We start from the raw sequence: 17219 nt of genomic DNA on the forward strand, positions 1-17219 counted from the left end.
TTATTTCTTTTAATATCGAAAGCCCTGTCTGAAAGATGCTCGCCATACTAAGCACGAAAAATAAATATTGTTATAAGGCAACCTCATACTGTTGAGGTCTGCTCCCGTGTATACCTGCCCATTGATTCATCAATTGAAACTCGATGCCCAAAGCCTCGCCAGCATCGAACAGATCAACAAAATCACTCGCATGACCCAGCTCGGTGCAGCCGTGACGTCGAGTGGCGTGATAGCCCGCTTATTCACCCGTAGCGTGCCGCTGGAAACGGCCTTCAACATCACCCAATACGACTGGAAGCTCTTCAGCGAAAGCACACATGCCTGGTCGAAAATACAGCGCAATCGAGTCGTCACCATCGCCAATGACCAGGCACTGCAGCACTTACACGATCGAGCTCAATTCGAGTTCTGGAAAGGAGTCGCCAATGGCTGCATGTACTAAGGTAATCTGGATCGGATGCCTTGGCGCACTGGCCCTTGGAGCCAGCGCCGATCAGTCCATAACCGTCGAGCAGCGCTTCCATGGCTTCGTTATTGCCGACTTCGCCAGGGCCGCCGCCGCCATGGAGGCACAACAACAAGCCTGCCTAAACACGGAAAAGGTCCTGCCTGCCAATCTATTGTCCCCTGCCGGACTGGATGACGAAGAAAAGAAAATTGCCTTGCTGTACTTCAGATCCCTGGCGTCGTGGGAGTGCGAGAAGCATGCCACTCTCGAACTACTCGCTGCCACACAGATGGCCAGGGAAACAGGTCTGCCGGACTTCTCCGCAACCGACGACCCACAAAACCTGGCCGCCACTGTTCAGCTCATGGGCTACGACACAATGCTGCGTTACAAGGCCAGGTATCAGACCCTGCCAGAGTCGAAGCGCAGACAACTGGAAGGTCTGGAGATACTGAGACGCCCCTTTAAACTACTGGAGTCCGCCAGCACCAACGGATTACCAGTACCAAGCTCATGAGCAAAAATCCCGTAGACGCCCACAAGCCCTCAAAAGCGGATGTTCCTGAAACTATCGACGGCGGAATCAGCCGCACAATAAAAAACCGCCCCGAAGGGCGGTTTTCTTGAGGCGAATAACCAGACTCGATTACAGCTTCGGCCCAGCTGCCTTGATCGCGTCGCTCACGTCGAACTTCTTGAAGTTCTCGATGAACAGACCCGCCAGCGCTTTCGCCGCTTCGTCGTAGGCAGCCTTGTCAGCCCAGGTGTTGCGTGGGTTCAACAGGCCAGTCTCGACGCCCGGTACGGCCAATGGCACGTCCAGGTTGATGGTGTCCAGGTGCTCGGTCTCGGCACCAATCAACGCACCGCTCTGGATCGCGGCAATCACGCCACGAGTCGTCGGGATATTGAAGCGCTTGCCAACGCCGTAGCCGCCGCCGGTCCAGCCGGTGTTGACCAGGTAGACCTTCGAACCGAAACCACGGATACGCTTGATCAGCAGTTCAGCGTACACGCCAGCCGGACGCGGGAAGAACGGCGCGCCGAAGCAGGTGGAGAAGGTCGACTTGATGCCGGCGCCCGAACCCATTTCAGTCGAGCCCACCAGTGCGGTGTAGCCGGACAGGAAGTGGTAAGCGGCCTGTTCTTCGCTGAGAATCGACACGGGCGGCAGTACGCCGGTCAGGTCGCAGGTCAGGAAGATCACGGCGTTAGGCTCGCCACCGAGGTTTTTCGGTGCGCGTTTTTCGATCAGTTCGCGCGGGTAGGCCGCACGGCTGTTCTGGGTCAGGCTGTCGTCGGCGTAGTCGGCCTTCTTGTTGGCGTCCAGCACGACGTTTTCCAGCACGGCGCCGTGCTGGATGGCTTTCCAGATCACCGGCTCGTTCTTCTCGGACAGGTCGATGCACTTGGCATAGCAACCGCCTTCGATGTTGAACACCACGCCCACGCCCCAGCCGTGTTCGTCGTCACCGATCAGGTAACGGCTTTCGTCAGCCGACAGGGTGGTCTTGCCAGTGCCCGACAGACCGAAGAACAGGGTCACGTCGCCCTCTTCGCCCATGTTCGCCGCGCAGTGCATCGGCAGTACATCGACGGCCGGCAGCAGGAAGTTCTGCACCGAGAACAGGGCTTTTTTCATTTCACCGGCGTAACGCATGCCGGCGATCAGGACTTTCTTGGCCGCGAAGTTGAGGATCACGGTGCCGTCGGAGTGGGTGCCGTCACGCTCTGGCACGCACTCGAACTCCGGCACGTTGAGGATCTGCCACTCGTCCTTGCCACCGGCGTTGTACTGGCCGGCTTCCGGGTTGATGAACAGGCAACGGCCGAACAGGTTGTGCCAGGCGGTACCGGTGGTCATCTTGACCGGCAGGTAGTGCGCCGGGTCGGAACCGACGTGCACGTGGGAAACAAAACGCTCGCGCTCGCCGATAAAGGCTTCAACGCGGTTCCACAGGGCATCGAACTTGTCGGCCGGGAACTTGCGGTTGATCGGCCCCCAGGCAATGGCGTCCTGGGTAGAAGGCTCTTCGACGATAAAACGGTCGACCGGCGAACGACCGGTACGGTGACCGGTGCGCACGACCAGCGCGCCGGTGTCGGCGAGTTCGCCTTCACCACGAGCCAGGGCTTCTTTTACCAGATCGTCAACACTCAGATCGGTGTACACGGCATTGTTTGCTTGCGTCATGAGATTCCCCGTCGGCCACTGGCCGAGTGCTCCAAACGTTTTGTAGTAGAAAGTCGTGCACTACTACCGCGAAAAAAGTGGGCCGGATTATGCCAGAAAAGCCCAAAAAGAGTAGGGTCCTCCTGTCAGAACGCCCGTTTTCTGTCGTTTGACAGGAGATTTACCTGCGCTGAACCGTTTTAGTGACGAGTATCTGACGGGGTGTCGACGCCGGCACCTGCGAACAATTGCGAAACGTCAGCGGCATCGAACAGATAGCGCTGGTTGCAAAACTGGCAATCGACCTCGATATGGCCGCCGTGTTCGACCACCAGTTGCTGGGCATCTTCCAGCCCCAGGCTGACCAGTGCATTGCCCGAACGCTCCCGCGAACAGCTGCAATGGAAACGCAGCGGTTGAAGGTCGAACAGGCGCACGGCTTCTTCGTGGTAGAGGCGGTGCAGGACGGTTTCGTTGTCCAGGCTCAGCAGCTCGTCAGCGGTCAGGGTGCTGGCCATGGCGGTCAGGTGCTGCCAGCTGGCGTCGCGCTCTTCCTGCTCGCGCAGGCGGTCGGCGGGCAGTTGTTGCAGCAGCATGCCACGGGCACGGCGACCGTCGGCGTGGAGCCAGAAGCGTGTGCCGACCTGCTGGGACATGACGAAGTAGTTGGTGAAACACTCCGACAGGGTTTCGCCGTCCAGGTCGACAATGCCCTGGTAGCGCTGGCCCTGGGTCGGATCGACGGTCAGGGCGAGGACGCCATTGGGCATCAGGTCGGCCAGGGTCGCGTCAGCCGGGATCAGTGCCTCGTCGTAGCGAGCCAGACCACGGATCTCGCGCTCGCTGGAGCATTCGATCATCAGCAGCGGCACCGGGCCTTCGGAACGCGCCTGGAGAATCAGCAGGCCGTCGAACTTCAGGGTACCGACCAGCAACGACGCGGCGGCCATCAGCTCGCCGAGCAGTTGCGCGATAGGCTCCGGGTAGGGGTGCTTGGCCAGTACTTCGGCGTAGCTGCGCTCCAGCGACACCAATTCGCCGCGGGTGTCGCTGTCATCGAAGATGAAGCGCTGGGTGTAGTCGGTGTCCGGTAGGTCTGACATAGGTATCAATTCTGGAAGTAGGAATAGGGGTGTTCTGCCCAGGGAAGTGAGCATTTTATGAACAAACGGGATTTGTACCAAGCAACATGGGGGCGAATGGCGCTCAGTCAAGGACTGAGGCGACGCGCTGCGCCCTATTCGGCGCCGCTGCCACGAAACTTGAACAGATCGCGTCGCTGTTTCTTGCTCGGCTTGCCGTCGGTGGTCAGGCCCAGCGCACCGGCCTTGCGCTGCGCCGCCGCGGCTTCGCGCTTGGCCAGGCTCTGCTCGGTCTCAGCATAGAGCGTCTGCGCTTCGGGAGCGCCGCGACGGACCAGCGACAGCGCCTGCACCACCACGGTCCGTTCGTCGAAACCGGTGCGAATCTGGATCTCGTCGCCCACCCGTGGCTCCTTGCCCGGCTTGCAGCGCTCGCCGCGACAATGCACCTTGCCGCTTTCAATCGCCGCCTTGGCCAGGGCACGGGTCTTATAGAAGCGCGCCGCCCACAACCACTTGTCCAACCGAACCTTGTCGTCCTCTTCCGCTTTCTGCGCCACTGTCCGTCCTCAAACTGAAATATTGTCGAACTGTACTACCGTTGCCGTCGAAGCTGAATGGTCCTGGCCAGTCTAGAATGCCAGGTGATCCAGGGGGTAATTTCACGACCTGAAACAGGTCGCAGAGATAACTATCGCCATTTACCCGATATTCTGCGTGAATACCGCAATTACGGCTGCCGGGCAGCCAGAGCGCCTTTCTCCACCGGTTGAGCATTTTGAAGACATTTGACCATTTGACTGTTGTGGGTCTGCGCGAGTGGGTGGCGCTTCCGGATTTGGGAGTCGCCGGCCTGCGGGCGAAAATCGACACCGGTGCCAGCACCTCCAGCCTGCACGCCACCGAAATCGAGCCCTTCGAGCGCGACGGTGAGAAATGGGTGCGTTTCACCGCCCACCTGGGCAGCGTGGTGCAATTGCGTCACCGCCGCTGCGAAGCGCCGTTGCTGACGATGAAGACCATCAAGAGCTCCAACGGCCATGCCCAGGTGCGTTATGTGATCGCCACCACCCTGGCCCTGGGCGACCGGGTCTGGCAGGTGCAGTTCACCCTCGCCTGCCGCAAAGCCATGCGTTATCGCCTGTTGCTCGGTTCCAAAGCCCTGATCGATGGCCAGTTGGTGGTCAATCCAGAGCACAAATACGTTCAAGACAAGCCGGTTTTCCCGGTCACTACTACCTCTGCCACAGGTGTTGCATGAAGATCGCTGTGCTGTCGCGTAACCCGCGTCTGTATTCCACTCGTCGCCTGGTAGAGGCCGGCGTTGCCCGCGGCCATGAGATGGTGGTGGTCGACACCCTGCGCGCCTATATGAACATCGCCAGCCACAAGCCGCAGATCCACTATCGCGGCAAGCCCCTGGAAGGTTTCGATGCGGTGATCCCGCGGATCGGCGCCTCGGTGACCTTTTATGGCTGCGCGGTGCTGCGCCAGTTCGAAATGATGGGGGTGTTTCCCCTCAACGAGTCGGTGGCCATCGCTCGCTCGCGGGACAAGCTGCGTTCGCTGCAGTTGCTGTCGCGGCGCGGGATCGGCTTGCCGGTGACCGGTTTTGCCCACTCGCCGGACGATATTCCCGACCTGATCGCCATGGTCAACGGCGCACCGCTGGTGATCAAGGTGCTCGAGGGCACCCAGGGTATCGGCGTGGTGCTGTGCGAAACGGCGACGGCGGCGGAGTCGGTGATCGAGGCGTTCATGGGCCTGAAGCAGGACATCATGGTCCAGGAGTACATCAAGGAAGCCGGTGGTGCCGATATCCGCTGCTTCGTGGTGGGCGACAAGGTGATTGCGTCGATGAAGCGCCAGGCCAAGCCCGGAGAGTTCCGCTCCAACCTGCATCGCGGCGGCAGCGCCAGCCTGATCAAGATCACCCCGGAAGAACGCATGACCGCGATTCGCGCGGCCAAGGTGATGGGCCTGAGCGTGGCCGGGGTGGATATCCTGCGCTCCAATCACGGCCCGCTGGTGATGGAGGTGAACTCCTCGCCCGGCCTTGAGGGCATCGAGGTGACCACCGGCAAGGACGTGGCCGGGATCATCATCGAGCACATCGAGAAGAACGGCGGCCCGAACATGACCCGGACCAAGGGTAAAGGCTGATTTCTACACCGCGTCGCGAGGCAGCATCAACCCCAGCGGCAAACGAACCCGCGCTTCCAGGCCGCCACCGGTGCGGTTGCGCAGTTCGACATTGCCGCCATGCATCGAGGCGATCCGCCTGACAATCGCCAGCCCCAGGCCCGTGCCCTTGCCGCCACGGGCCTTGTCGCCCCGGGTGAAGGGATTGAAGATGCCTTCCAGCTCCGCCGGATCAATCCCCGTCCCACGGTCCATGACGCTCAGTACCACGTACGGCGCGCTGCTGTCGCCCGAAACATAGGCCGCCACTTCCACGCCCTCGCCGGCATGATGCAAGGCGTTGCCGATCAGGTTATTCAACAGCCGCTTCATCGACACCCGCCGCAACGGGAACGGCTGGATCGGTTGCAACCGCGTGCGTACCCGCTCTTCGCTCTGGTTATAGGGCGCCACCACTTCGCGCACCAGCTCGCTCAGGTCGACCTCTTCCACCGACTCGTCGCGACCGTCGCGGATAAAGGCGAGGAACTGGTCGAGGATGGCGTCCATGTCCTCGATATCCCGGACCATTTCGTCGCTGAGGTCGTCATGACTGCCCATCAGCTCCAGTGACAGACGCAGCCGCGTCAACGGCGTACGCAAGTCATGGGACACCCCGGCCAGCATCAACTCCCGTTCTCGTCCCGCCTGTTCGACGTCCTCGGCCATCTGGTTGAAGGCCCGGTACACCTCGGTCATTTCGCTGGGGGTATCACTGATCGGCAACCGTACGCTGCGCCCCTGGCCGAGTTGCCGCGCGGCATCCACCAGACGCTTCAACGGCTGGTTGAGCTGGCTGACAAAGATCCAGGCCGACGCGGTGGAGAGCAGTCCGATGGCCAGGAACCACCCAAGCACGCTCCAGATTTTCTGCCCGCGCAACGGATGCGGGTACAGCGGCACTTTCAGCCAGCCGGCACCCAGGCTCGGCGCCCGCACCCAGAGGGCCGGCGGCGAGTGCATGCGCAGCCGCACTTCGGTGTCGGCCCCCAGCTCGGCCTGCATCTGGCGCTGGTAGATCTCGCTGTAGGGCCAGTGCTGCTCACCTTCCGGCACCCCGCCGCTGACCACCCGTATCAAGCCGGCGGCATCGGCGATCTTGTCGCGATCGTCCTCGTCCGCCGCCCAATAGGCACGCAGGGTCAGGGCCACGCCGTGACTGTACTGACGGTCCACCAGCACGTCTTCGTTCATCAGCAGATACACCAGGGTCAGTGCCTTGGAGAACAGCACGACGATCAGCACCAGCCAGAGGGTACGGGCGAAGAAACTTTGGGGGAACCAGAGAGGGGTTTTCATGGGCAGGCGCTGGACACTTTGCAGAGGCGAGCAAGCGGGCTCGCATATTGCGGATTGCGACTCGCCCGGGGGCTTGCGCGCACCCGGGCGAATCGTTCCTACCGATCAACAGGCGCCCGTCAACAGGCACCGGGCATTGTCACTTGGTCGCGGCGCCGTCCGGCACGAACACGTAACCCACGCCCCACACGGTCTGGATATAACGCGGCTTGGACGGATCCGGTTCGATCATGCGGCGCAGACGGGAAATCTGCACGTCGATGGAACGCTCCAGGGCATCCCATTCACGACCCCGGGCCAGGTTCATCAGCTTGTCGCGGGTCAGCGGCTCGCGGGCATGCATGACCAGCGCCTTGAGCACGGCGAACTCGCCGGTGGTGAGCATGTGCACTTCTTCGCCGCGCTTGAGTTCACGAGTGGCCAGGGACAGCTCGTAGTCACCGAAGGTCACGCTCTCGTCTTCGCTGCCCGGTGCGCCCGGCACCGGTGCCGACTGGCGACGCAACACCGCCTTGACCCGGGCCATCAGCTCATCGGGGTTGAAGGGTTTGGCCAGGTAATCGTCGGCGCCCAGTTCCAGGCCCTTGATCCGGCTCAGCTCGTCGCCCTTGGCGGTGAGCATGATGATCGGCACCTGGTTGTTCGCCGCGCGCAGGCGACGGCAGGCGGTCAGGCCGTCTTCGCCGGGCAGCATCAGGTCGAGGACCACCAGGTTGAAAACTTCGCGGGACAGCAGGCGGTCCATCTGTTCGGTGTTCGCCACTGCGCGGGCGCGATAGCCCTTGCTGGTGAAAAAACGTTCCAGCAGGCTGCTCAGCCCGGGATCGTCATCAACGATGAGTATTTTTTCGCCTTCAGCAGGGTTTGCAGTGCTGCTCATTGGATGCTCCTTTGATCTCGGCACGCATTATGGGCCCAGCGGCCCTTATCCGTATCCGGTGCATTGTTAGCAGATTTTTCCTCAACTACCAGTAAACGCTCTAAAGGCACCGCGCGGGTGCACAATCCCCGCAAGCCCGGAACGCTGGTTATAATGCGCCGCCTCTTGTCTCAGGCAACGTCTGATCATTGCTGTGGCGTGCCGCTCTTTATTTTCCAAGGCACACAGCAATGTGCTGATTTCATGGGTCTCAAGGCTGCCTTTTGATCCCAAACCAGATTCGTCCCGATGGCTTGAGAGCCTCGACGCGTCTGCTTTCACACTTTGTCAGGTGGTTTTATGGACAGCATCAACAGCCGCATCGCCGAAGAACTCGGCGTCCGCCCACAACAGGTCGAAGCGGCCGTCGCTCTACTGGATGAGGGCTCCACCGTGCCCTTCATCGCGCGCTACCGCAAGGAAGTGACCGGCAGCCTGGATGACATCCAGCTGCGTCACCTGGAAGAGCGCCTGCGCTACCTGCGAGAACTCGACGAACGGCGCATCAGCATCCTCGCCAGCATCGAGGAGCAAGGCAAGCTGACTCCGGAATTGGCCCGCGATATCAAGCTGGCCGACACCAAGACCCGCCTCGAAGACCTTTACCTGCCGTACAAGCAGAAACGCCGCACCAAGGGCCAGATCGCCCTGGAAGCCGGCCTCGGCGAGTTGGCGGACGGCCTGTTCAACGACCCGACGCTGAATCCGGAAAGCGAAGCCGCACGCTTCGTCGACGGCGAAAAAGGCGTGGCGGACGTGAAGGCGGCCCTGGAAGGCGCCAAGTACATCCTGATGGAACGCTTCGCCGAAGATGCCGGCCTGCTGGACAAGCTGCGCAACTACCTCAAGCAGGAAGCCACCCTGAGTGCCCGGGTCATCGCCGGCAAGGAAGAAGAAGGTGCCAAGTTCCGCGACTACTTCGAACACGACGAGCCGCTGAAAAGCATGCCGTCGCACCGCGCCCTGGCGATTTTCCGTGGACGCAACGAAGGCATCCTCAGCTCCGCGCTGAAGGTCGGCGACGAGCAGCCGGGCAGCATGCACCCGTGCGAAGGCATGATCGGCCAGCAGTTCGGCATCCAGAACCAGAACCGTCCCGCCGATAAATGGCTGGGCGAAGTGGTGCGCTGGACCTGGAAGGTCAAGCTCTACACCCACCTGGAAACCGACCTGCTGGGCGAGCTGCGCGACGGCGCGGAAACCGAGGCGATCAATGTCTTCGCCCATAACCTGCACGACCTGTTGCTGGCCGCCCCGGCCGGCCCGCGCGCCACCCTGGGCCTCGACCCGGGCCTGCGTACCGGCTGCAAGGTCGCGGTGGTGGACTCCACCGGCAAGCTGCTGGACCACGCCACCGTCTACCCCCACGTGCCACACAACAAGTGGGACCAGACCCTCGCCGTGCTCGCCGCCCTGTGCGCCAAGCATTCGGTGGACCTGATCGCCATCGGCAACGGCACCGCCAGCCGTGAAACCGACAAGCTGGCCGCCGAGCTGATCAAGAAATACCCGGCCATGAAGATGACCAAGGTCATGGTGTCCGAAGCCGGCGCCTCGGTGTACTCGGCCTCTGAACTGGCCTCCAAGGAATTCCCCGACCTGGATGTGTCGATCCGTGGCGCCGTGTCCATTGCCCGCCGCCTGCAGGACCCGCTGGCCGAACTGGTGAAGATCGACCCGAAATCCATCGGTGTCGGCCAGTACCAGCACGACGTGTCCCAGCTCAAGCTGGCCCGTGGCCTGGATGCGGTGGTGGAAGACTGCGTGAACGCCGTCGGCGTCGACGTGAACACCGCCTCGGTGGCGTTGCTGGCGCGGATTTCCGGCCTCAACCCGACCCTGGCACAGAATATCGTCAACCACCGCGATGAAAACGGCGCGTTCAAGACCCGCGCCGCGCTGAAGAAAGTTGCCCGCCTGGGCGAGAAGACCTTCGAGCAGGCCGCCGGCTTCCTGCGGGTGATGAACGGCGACAATCCGCTGGACTCCTCCGCCGTGCACCCGGAAGCCTACCCGCTGGTGCAGCGCATCGCCGCAGAAACCGACCGCGACATCCGCTCGCTGATCGGCGACGCCAGCTTCCTCAAGCGCCTGGACCCGAAGAAATTCACCGATGAAACCTTCGGCCTGCCCACCGTCACCGACATTCTCCAGGAATTGGAGAAGCCGGGCCGCGACCCGCGTCCCGAGTTCAAGACCGCCGCCTTCCAGGACGGCGTCGAAGACCTCAAGGACCTGGAGCCGGGGATGATTCTCGAAGGCGTGGTGACCAACGTCACCAACTTCGGTGCCTTTGTCGATATCGGCGTACACCAGGACGGCCTGGTGCATATCTCCGCACTGTCCGAGAAATTCATCAAGGACCCCCGTGAAGCGGTGAAAGCCGGCGATGTGGTGAAGGTCAAGGTCATGGAAGTCGATATCCCGCGCAAACGCGTCGGCCTGTCGATGCGCATGAGCGACACCCCGGGCGAGAAAGTCGACGGGGCCCGTGGCTCGCGTCCGGGCTCGGCACCACGGCCGTCGCAGAACAGCGCGCCGCGCAAGGAAAGCACCCCGGCGGCGCCAAGCAACAATGCCATGGCTTCGCTGTTCGCCAACGCCAAACAGTTGAAGAAACGCTGATGGACATTCCTGAGGGCCTCACCCAGAGCGCTTTCAGCGAGATGCTCGGCTGCCGCCTGCAACGCCTGGAAACCGGTGTTGCCGAGGTGGCCCTGGCGCTGGAGCCGCACCTGCGCAATCGCGGCAACGTGATGCACGGCGGGGCGATTTTCAGCCTGGTGGACATCACCATGGGACTGGCCTGCTCCAGCTCCCATGGTTTTGACCAGCGCAGCGTGACCATCGAGTGCAAGATCAACTACATGCGGGCGGTGGCCGAGGGCGAAGTGTTGTGCGTCGCCACGGTCATCCACCCCGGCCGCCGCACCCTGGTGGTCGAAGCCGAAGTGCGCCAAGGCGACAAACTTGTCGCTAAAGCACAAGGCACCTTCGCTGTTCTCTAGCCGCCCTGGCTCGATTTGGGTTAATTTCGACACTGTGAAAGCAGTGTCGGGGTTTTCCCTTTCACTGCCTCCGACCCAGGGAGGAAGTGTCGGCGTTTTCTGATATTTACCAGGCGACCACGCCAGTTCTCAACTTCACCCTTGTAGACCGTCTTGCCCACCCCCATATTGGGGCGACCGACGCGTGAAGGAATCCAACTTGAGCGAACTTCTCAACCGCCGCCTGGCTCTGCTCGGCGAGCGCGACCACCTCTCTCTGCTCGAACAGTGCCTGCACGGCATCGAGCGTGAATGCCTGCGCGTCACCGGCGTTGCTCGTCTGGCGCAGACACCGCACCCCGAAGAGCTGGGCTCCGCACTGACCAACGAACAAATCACCACCGACTATTCCGAGTCGCTGCTGGAGTTCATCACTCCCGCCCTGGCCGACCCGGCGGACACCCTGGCCAGCCTGGACAAGATCCATCGTTTTGCCTACAGCAAGCTCGGCAACGAGTACCTGTGGAGCCCGTCGATGCCTTGCCCGTTGCCGGCGGAAGAAGATATTCCGATCGCCTATTACGGCACCTCGAATATCGGCAAGCTCAAGTATGTGTACCGCCAGGGCCTGGCCCTGCGCTACGGCAAGACCATGCAGTGCATTGCCGGGATTCACTACAATTTCTCCCTGCCGGAACAGCTCTGGCCCGTGCTCAAGCAGGCAGAGGGTTTCGTCGGCACGGACCGCGACTACCAGTCGCTGGCCTACATCGCGATGATCCGCAACTTCCGCCGATACAGCTGGCTGCTGATGTACCTGTTCGGTGCATCGCCGGCCCTGGACGCCGGTTTCCTGCGCGGGCGTGCCCATTCGCTGGAACAGTTCGACGCCGATACGCTGTACCTGCCCTACGCCACCAGCCTGCGCATGAGCGACCTGGGTTACCAGAGCAACGCCCAGGCCGGCCTGACGCCCTGCTACAACGACCTGGACAGCTACATCGACAGCCTGCGCAAGGCGGTGGCCACTCCCTACGCACCTTACGTAGAGATCGGCACACACAAGGATGGTGAGTGGGTACAGCTCAACACCAACATCCTGCAGATCGAAAACGAGTACTACTCCAATATTCGCCCCAAACGCGTGACCTACACCGGCGAGCGGCCGATCCAGGCGCTGATGGCCCGTGGCGTGCAGTATGTCGAGGCGCGCTGCCTGGACATCAACCCATTCCTGCCGACCGGTATCGATCTGACCGAGGCGCGTTTCCTCGATGCGTTCCTGCTGTATTGCGCGCTGAACGACAGTCCGCTGTTCGAAAACAACGAGTGCGGCAATGCCACCTCGAACTTCCTCAGCGTGGTCAAGGAAGGTCGGCGCCCGGGCCTGCAATTGCAGCGTCGGGGTGAGGCGGTGGGCCTGAAGGAATGGGCCAACGAGTTGCTGGAGAAGATCGCGCCGCTGGCGGCGTTGCTGGACCGCAGCCATGGTGGTGATAGTCACGCCAAGGCGCTGGACGAGCAGCTTGCCAAGGTCAAGGATTCGTCCCTGACACCATCGGCCCAGGTGTTGGCGAGCATGACCGCGCACAAGGAAAGCTTCGCGCAGTTCTCGATGCGCCAGAGCCAGGCCCATGCCGAGTTCTTCCGCAGTCAGCCGTTGAGCAAGGAAGAACAGGCCGGCTTCGAGGAAGCGGCTCGTAAATCCCTGGTGCAACAGGCTGAGCTGGAACAGAACGAGGTGGGGGATTTCGACGTGTTTGTCGGGTCGTACCAGGCGAGTATTCTGGCGATCAGTAATTGATGCGGCGTCTTCATTGACGCCTTCGCGGGCAAGCCCTGCTCCTACAGTTCCGTGTCCTACACAAGGTCAGTGGTCGACGACGTACTGTAGGAGCAGGGCTTGTCGGGACGCCGCACCGCCGCGAAGAGGCCCTTGAGACCGACAAAAAACCTCAAGGACCAGACCCGCTCATGAAGATCAGAGGGCTTTTTCGAAGATCTTCGAATTACGCTGATAGTTGTACAGCGAAGCCCGCGCGCTCGGCAGCCGCTCCACACTGCTCGGCTCAAAGCCACGCTCACGGAACCAGTGTGCCGTACGGGTCGTCAGCACGAACAAGGTCTTCAACCCCTGCGCCCGCGCCCGTGCTTCAATCCGCTCCAACAGCTCATCGCCGCGACCACCATGGCGATACTCCGGGTTCACCGCCAGGCACGCCAACTCCCCCGCCTCTGAATCGGCAATCTGATACAGCGCCGCACAGGCGATGATCATCCCCTCGCGCTCCACCACGCTGAACTGCTCGATCTCACGCTCCAGCACTTCCCGCGAACGCCGCACCAAGATGCCCTGCTCTTCCAGCGGGCTGATCAGGTCGAGCAAACCGCCGACATCTTCAATAGCCGCCTCGCGCACCAGTTCGAACTGCTCCTGGGCCACCAGCGTACCGCCGCCGTCACGGGTAAACAGCTCGGTCAACAGCGCGCCATCCTCGGCATAACTGACGATATGGCTGCGCGCCACACCGCCCCGACAAGCCTGCGCTGCCGCATCCAGCAACTCTCCCTGGTAATCGTTGCCCAGACGCAGCAGATGCGCCGGTACCTGCTGCGGACGCAGCTCACGGACCAGCTTGCCGTTTTCATCGATCAGGCCGTGATCGGCGCCGAACAGCAGGAGTTTTTCCGCCTCCAGGTCGATGGCAGCACGGGTCGCCACGTCTTCGCAGGCCAGGTTGAAGATTTCCCCGGTAGGCGAATAACCCAACGGCGACAGCAGGACAATCGAGCGCTCGTCCAGCAGGCGGTTGATACCCCGGCGGTCGACCCGGCGCACTTCGCCGGTGTGGTGATAGTCGACGCCTTCGAGCACGCCGATCGGCCGCGCCGTGACCAGGTTGCCGCCGGCCACCCGCAGCCGCGAGCCCTGCATCGGCGAGGCGGCCAGATCCATGGACAGACGCGCCTCGATGGCGATCCGCAGTTGGCCGACGGCGTCGATCACGCATTCCAGGGTCGCCGCATCGGTAATCCGCATGCCGTGGTGGTAATGCGGGGTCAGGCCACGGGCCGCCAGGCGGCTTTCGATCTGCGGACGCGAGCCGTGCACCAGCACCAGCCGCACGCCCAGGCTGTGGAGCAGCACCAGGTCGTGGACGATATTGCCGAAGTTGGGGTGCTCGATACCGTCGCCAGGGAGCATGACCACGAAGGTGCAGTCCCGATGGGCATTGATATAGGGAGACGCATGGCGAAGCCAATTCACGTAATCGGGCATAAAACCTGAACCTGTATAAAAAACAGCCAATAGAAAATAGATGCAACGTCAAAATGCACAACGGGCTGTTGGTTATCGTCGGAACAGGCTTGGCGACACGCGCGCTCTCCTTGGTATCCAGGAAAAAATCAATGAGCCGTGCATTTAACGCAAGGTTGCGGCCGGGCTCAAGCAGTAATGTTGAATCAATTCACGCAGTAGATGCACGGTAGGCTGCAAACGTGACATTTCGAGGTATTCCCCCGGCTGATGCGCACAAGCGATGTCGCCAGGGCCCAGGACCAGGGTTTCGCAGCCAAGGCGCTGAAGATAAGGCGCTTCGGTGCCGAATGCCACTGCCTCGGCGCGATGACCGGTGATTTTTTCCGCGACCTGGACCAGTTCCGAATCAGCGGCCTGTTCGAACGGCGGCACTTCGGGAAACAGCGGTGCGTAGTCGATCTTCACCTGGTGCCGTTGCGCCAGGGGTTCGAGCTTGGCGCGAATCGCCGCCCGCAGCACGCTCGGGTCCATGCCCGGCAAGGGCCGCAGGTCGAACTCCAGGGAGCACTGGCCACAGATGCGGTTGGGGTTGTCGCCGCCGTGGATGCAGCCGAAGTTCAAGGTCGGCTGGGGCACGCTGAATTGCGGGTTGTTGTACTCGCGCTGCCATTGCCAGCGCAGGCCCTTGAGCTCGCCGATGGCGTCGTGCATGGCCTCCAGGGCGCTATGGCCCAGGCTCGGGTCGGAGGAGTGGCCGCTGCGGCCGAGAATCTCGATGCGCTCCATCATCACGCCCTTGTGCAGGCGGATCGGCTTCAGGCCCGTGGGTTCGCCGATCACCGCGGCGCGACCGAGGGGCCGGCCGGCTTCGGCCAGGGCCCGGGCGCCGGACATGGAGCTTTCTTCGTCGCAGGTGGCGAGGATCAGCAACGGCTGCTTGAACGGTTGCTCGAGCAGCGGGATCACCGCTTCAATGGCCAGGGCGAAAAAGCCCTTCATGTCGCAACTGCCCAGGCCGACCCAACGGCCATCGACTTCGGTCAGTTTCAGCGGGTCGGTCTGCCACAGCGCGCCGTCGAACGGCACGGTGTCGCTATGCCCGGCCAGCACCAGGCCGCCGGGGCCGCTGCCGAAGCTGGCGAGCAGGTTGAACTTGCCGGGGCTGACCTGCTGGATATCGCAGCTGAAACCCAGGTCGCCGAGCCAGGTCGCCAGCAGGTCGATCACCGGACGGTTGGACTGATCCAGGCTCGGCTGGGTACAGCTGACCGACGGCGCGGCAACCAGCGCAGCGAATTGATCTTTCATCGACGGCAACGGCATGACGCTGACTCCCGAACTCCAAGGCGAAGCTCATCATAGAGCCATCCGGCGACTGGAATAAACCGCCGCGACGCGTGCCGCCCGCTTGTCCTGTACACTGCACGGCCTAGGCAGCCCCCTTCTCCCCCGGCTGCGCTCCCGATCCTGGATTTTCCGGCCATGCAGAAAGAAACCGAAATCAAACTCCGCGTCAGCCGCGAAACCCTCGCCGCCCTGCGCGAGCACCCGCTGCTGAAAAAACGCAACAAAAGTGGCTGGGAACGTCGCGAGCTGACCAATCAGTATTTCGACACCCCCGAGCGCGACCTGGCCAAGGCCAAGGTCGCCCTGCGCCTGCGCCGTGACGGCGAAGAAGTGATCCAGACCCTCAAGACCCGCGGCCAGAGCGTCGCCGGCCTGTCGGAACGCAACGAGTACGACTGGCACCTGGACAAGGCCAAGCTCGATGTGAAAAAACTCGACGGCGAATGCTGGCCCGAAGCGCTGGCCGAGCTGGACAAGAAAACCCTGAAGCCGATCTTCACCACCGATTTCGTCCGCGAACGCGCCGAAATCGCCTGGGGTCGTGGCAAGGCCAAGGTGGTGATCGAAGCCGCCCTGGACCTGGGCTTTGTCATCGCCGGCAAGCAGAAAGAAGAAATCTGCGAGCTGGAACTGGAATTGCGCGAAGGCGACCCGTCGGCACTGCTGGAACTGGCCGCCGAGCTGGCCGAGAAACTGGCGCTGATGCCGTGCGATATCAGCAAGGCCGAACGCGGTTATCGCCTGTTTGACGCCAACAGCTATTCGCTGAGCCTGCCGGCCCCGCAGTTGAGCGCCGAGATGCCGCTGGACGATGCGTTCGCCGCCTTGGGCTGGCATTTGCTCGCTAGCAGCCAGCGACTGGCCGAACAATACCGGTTCAACGGTCACTGGCGTTTGCTGCAGGACTGGGTCGAGCAGTTGATCGAATTGCGCGCCCTGCTCGGCAGCCTCGGCCAGGCCGCGCCACGACAATCCACCAGCGAACTGCGCAGCGCCCTGGATGCGTTGCTGGAAGACTGGCGCCCACTGGTCCACGCCGGCCAGGAAGACGAAGACGTGCGCAAGGCCGCGCCGGAGCAGTTCCTGGAAGAGCTGGAAGATGTGCGCTGGGGCCTGTTCTCGCTGAACACCTCGCGCTGGTTGCTGGCCCGTAGCTGGACCGCCGAGCGCACCACCCGCGGTAATCGCCAGGGCGCGGCCCAGTTGCAGAACTGGTTGCCACGGCTGCTGGCCGAAGAAGCCACCTCGTTGCAACTGGGACGCTACCAGCAGCAACCGGAAGACCTCGCCGAACAACTGCCGCGTATCGAGCGTATCCAGGCATGGCTGCATCTGGCCCGTGGCGTGCTGGAGTTGCCGGAGCTGGATCGCCTGTTCGGTGAAATGAACAAGCTGGCGCAACTGGCCGAGACCGATATCAGCGATGAAGTGCTGGAGGCCCGGGTGCAGCAGGCGCTGGCGGTGTTCCAGAGCCGTGCCTGGAAGACCTTGTTGCGTCTGTAACGCCCCAGCGCGGTCCAC

Annotated in this window: 15 protein-coding genes; 8 read left to right on the forward strand and 7 right to left on the reverse strand. The window is 62.2% G+C overall.

What is annotated here, in order from left to right:
- Positions 1-133: 133 nt before the first annotated feature.
- Together M5B42_RS31400 and M5B42_RS31405 are read left to right on the forward strand one after the other, a co-directional pair.
- The gene (locus M5B42_RS31400) at positions 134-442 is read left to right on the forward strand and encodes a hypothetical protein (RefSeq protein WP_103497973.1); all 309 of its coding nucleotides are present in this window, start codon (positions 134-136) and stop codon (positions 440-442) included.
- Entirely contained in the window at positions 426-965 is a 540-nt protein-coding gene (locus M5B42_RS31405; RefSeq protein WP_248747991.1) for a hypothetical protein, read from the forward strand. Before M5B42_RS31400 ends, M5B42_RS31405 begins: the two co-directional genes overlap by 17 nt.
- Positions 966-1094: 129 nt before the next feature.
- Here the strand turns inward: M5B42_RS31405 and M5B42_RS31410 are convergent, their stop codons facing one another.
- From M5B42_RS31410 to M5B42_RS31420, 3 genes are all read right to left on the reverse strand, one after another.
- Positions 1095-2642 carry a phosphoenolpyruvate carboxykinase gene (locus M5B42_RS31410; protein ID WP_248747992.1) on the reverse strand — a complete coding sequence of 516 codons (1548 nt, stop codon included), beginning with the start codon at positions 2640-2642 and terminating at the stop codon, positions 1095-1097.
- A gap of 179 nt (positions 2643-2821) precedes the next feature.
- Entirely contained in the window at positions 2822-3724 is a 903-nt protein-coding gene (hslO, locus tag M5B42_RS31415; RefSeq protein WP_103497976.1) for an Hsp33 family molecular chaperone HslO, read from the reverse strand.
- Between the two features lie 134 nt (positions 3725-3858).
- Entirely contained in the window at positions 3859-4263 is a 405-nt protein-coding gene (locus M5B42_RS31420; RefSeq protein WP_103497977.1) for a S4 domain-containing protein, read from the reverse strand.
- Positions 4264-4481: 218 nt separating this feature from the next.
- Between M5B42_RS31420 and M5B42_RS31425 the strand changes: the two genes are divergently transcribed.
- On the forward strand, positions 4482-4964 hold the full coding sequence (locus tag M5B42_RS31425) for an ATP-dependent zinc protease (protein ID WP_103497980.1): 483 nt from the start codon (positions 4482-4484) through the stop codon (positions 4962-4964).
- Positions 4961-5866, forward strand: coding sequence for a 30S ribosomal protein S6--L-glutamate ligase (rimK, locus tag M5B42_RS31430; protein WP_100942049.1), 906 nt, complete (start codon positions 4961-4963; stop codon positions 5864-5866). The genes M5B42_RS31425 and rimK overlap by 4 nt, the downstream gene beginning before the upstream one ends.
- Positions 5867-5869: 3 nt before the next feature.
- Here the strand turns inward: rimK and M5B42_RS31435 are convergent, their stop codons facing one another.
- Together M5B42_RS31435 and ompR are read right to left on the reverse strand one after the other, a co-directional pair.
- Positions 5870-7183 carry an ATP-binding protein gene (locus M5B42_RS31435; protein WP_152736753.1) on the reverse strand — a complete coding sequence of 438 codons (1314 nt, stop codon included), beginning with the start codon at positions 7181-7183 and terminating at the stop codon, positions 5870-5872.
- A 139-nt stretch (positions 7184-7322) separates the two neighbouring features.
- Positions 7323-8063 carry a two-component system response regulator OmpR gene (gene ompR, locus M5B42_RS31440; protein ID WP_100942051.1) on the reverse strand — a complete coding sequence of 247 codons (741 nt, stop codon included), beginning with the start codon at positions 8061-8063 and terminating at the stop codon, positions 7323-7325.
- A 339-nt stretch (positions 8064-8402) separates the two neighbouring features.
- Here ompR and M5B42_RS31445 point away from each other — a divergent pair, with 339 nt between their 5' ends.
- The 3 genes from M5B42_RS31445 to gshA all read left to right on the forward strand — a co-directional run bounded on the left by M5B42_RS31445 (position 8403) and on the right by gshA (position 12893).
- Positions 8403-10727 (forward strand): Tex family protein, encoded by a 2325-nt coding sequence (locus tag M5B42_RS31445; protein ID WP_152736752.1) that lies wholly within the window; start codon positions 8403-8405, stop codon positions 10725-10727.
- A complete protein-coding gene (locus M5B42_RS31450) occupies positions 10727-11110 on the forward strand; it encodes a PaaI family thioesterase (RefSeq protein ID WP_103499807.1) in 384 nt (127 codons plus the stop codon). The genes M5B42_RS31445 and M5B42_RS31450 overlap by 1 nt, the downstream gene beginning before the upstream one ends.
- 199 nt (positions 11111-11309) lie before the next feature.
- Positions 11310-12893, forward strand: a complete 1584-nt coding sequence (gene gshA / locus M5B42_RS31455) for a glutamate--cysteine ligase (RefSeq protein WP_103499806.1) — start codon at positions 11310-11312, stop codon at positions 12891-12893.
- A gap of 177 nt (positions 12894-13070) precedes the next feature.
- On the opposite strand, the gene argA is transcribed toward gshA, so the two are convergent.
- Entirely contained in the window at positions 13071-14369 is a 1299-nt protein-coding gene (argA, locus tag M5B42_RS31460) for an amino-acid N-acetyltransferase (RefSeq protein ID WP_248747993.1), read from the reverse strand.
- A 144-nt stretch (positions 14370-14513) separates the two neighbouring features.
- Positions 14514-15674 (reverse strand): acetylornithine deacetylase, encoded by a 1161-nt coding sequence (argE, locus tag M5B42_RS31465; RefSeq protein ID WP_103495538.1) that lies wholly within the window; start codon positions 15672-15674, stop codon positions 14514-14516.
- A 159-nt stretch (positions 15675-15833) separates the two neighbouring features.
- Here argE and M5B42_RS31470 point away from each other — a divergent pair, with 159 nt between their 5' ends.
- On the forward strand, positions 15834-17201 hold the full coding sequence (locus M5B42_RS31470; RefSeq protein ID WP_248747994.1) for a CYTH domain-containing protein: 1368 nt from the start codon (positions 15834-15836) through the stop codon (positions 17199-17201).
- Positions 17202-17219: the final 18 nt, after the last annotated feature.

The sequence above is a fragment of the Pseudomonas sp. MWU12-2037 genome (genome assembly GCF_023242345.1).
Classification (GTDB): Bacteria; Pseudomonadota; Gammaproteobacteria; order Pseudomonadales; family Pseudomonadaceae; genus Aquipseudomonas; species Aquipseudomonas gingeri_D.

Bases quoted from the DNA above. Each gene is read 5' to 3' on its own strand.
- hslO (WP_103497976.1), bottom strand. From the start codon at position 3,724: ATGTCAGACCTACCGGACACCGACTACACCCAGCGCTTCATCTTCGAT.
- M5B42_RS31445 (WP_152736752.1), top strand. From the start codon at position 8,403: ATGGACAGCATCAACAGCCGCATCGCCGAAGAACTCGGCGTCCGCCCA.
- M5B42_RS31450 (WP_103499807.1), top strand. From the start codon at position 10,727: ATGGACATTCCTGAGGGCCTCACCCAGAGCGCTTTCAGCGAGATGCTC.
- argE (WP_103495538.1), bottom strand. From the start codon at position 15,674: ATGCCGTTGCCGTCGATGAAAGATCAATTCGCTGCGCTGGTTGCCGCG.
- M5B42_RS31405 (WP_248747991.1), top strand. From the start codon at position 426: ATGGCTGCATGTACTAAGGTAATCTGGATCGGATGCCTTGGCGCACTG.
- M5B42_RS31435 (WP_152736753.1), bottom strand. From the start codon at position 7,183: ATGAAAACCCCTCTCTGGTTCCCCCAAAGTTTCTTCGCCCGTACCCTC.
- M5B42_RS31470 (WP_248747994.1), top strand. From the start codon at position 15,834: ATGCAGAAAGAAACCGAAATCAAACTCCGCGTCAGCCGCGAAACCCTC.
- rimK (WP_100942049.1), top strand. From the start codon at position 4,961: ATGAAGATCGCTGTGCTGTCGCGTAACCCGCGTCTGTATTCCACTCGT.
- M5B42_RS31410 (WP_248747992.1), bottom strand. From the start codon at position 2,642: ATGACGCAAGCAAACAATGCCGTGTACACCGATCTGAGTGTTGACGAT.
- ompR (WP_100942051.1), bottom strand. From the start codon at position 8,063: ATGAGCAGCACTGCAAACCCTGCTGAAGGCGAAAAAATACTCATCGTT.
- argA (WP_248747993.1), bottom strand. From the start codon at position 14,369: ATGCCCGATTACGTGAATTGGCTTCGCCATGCGTCTCCCTATATCAAT.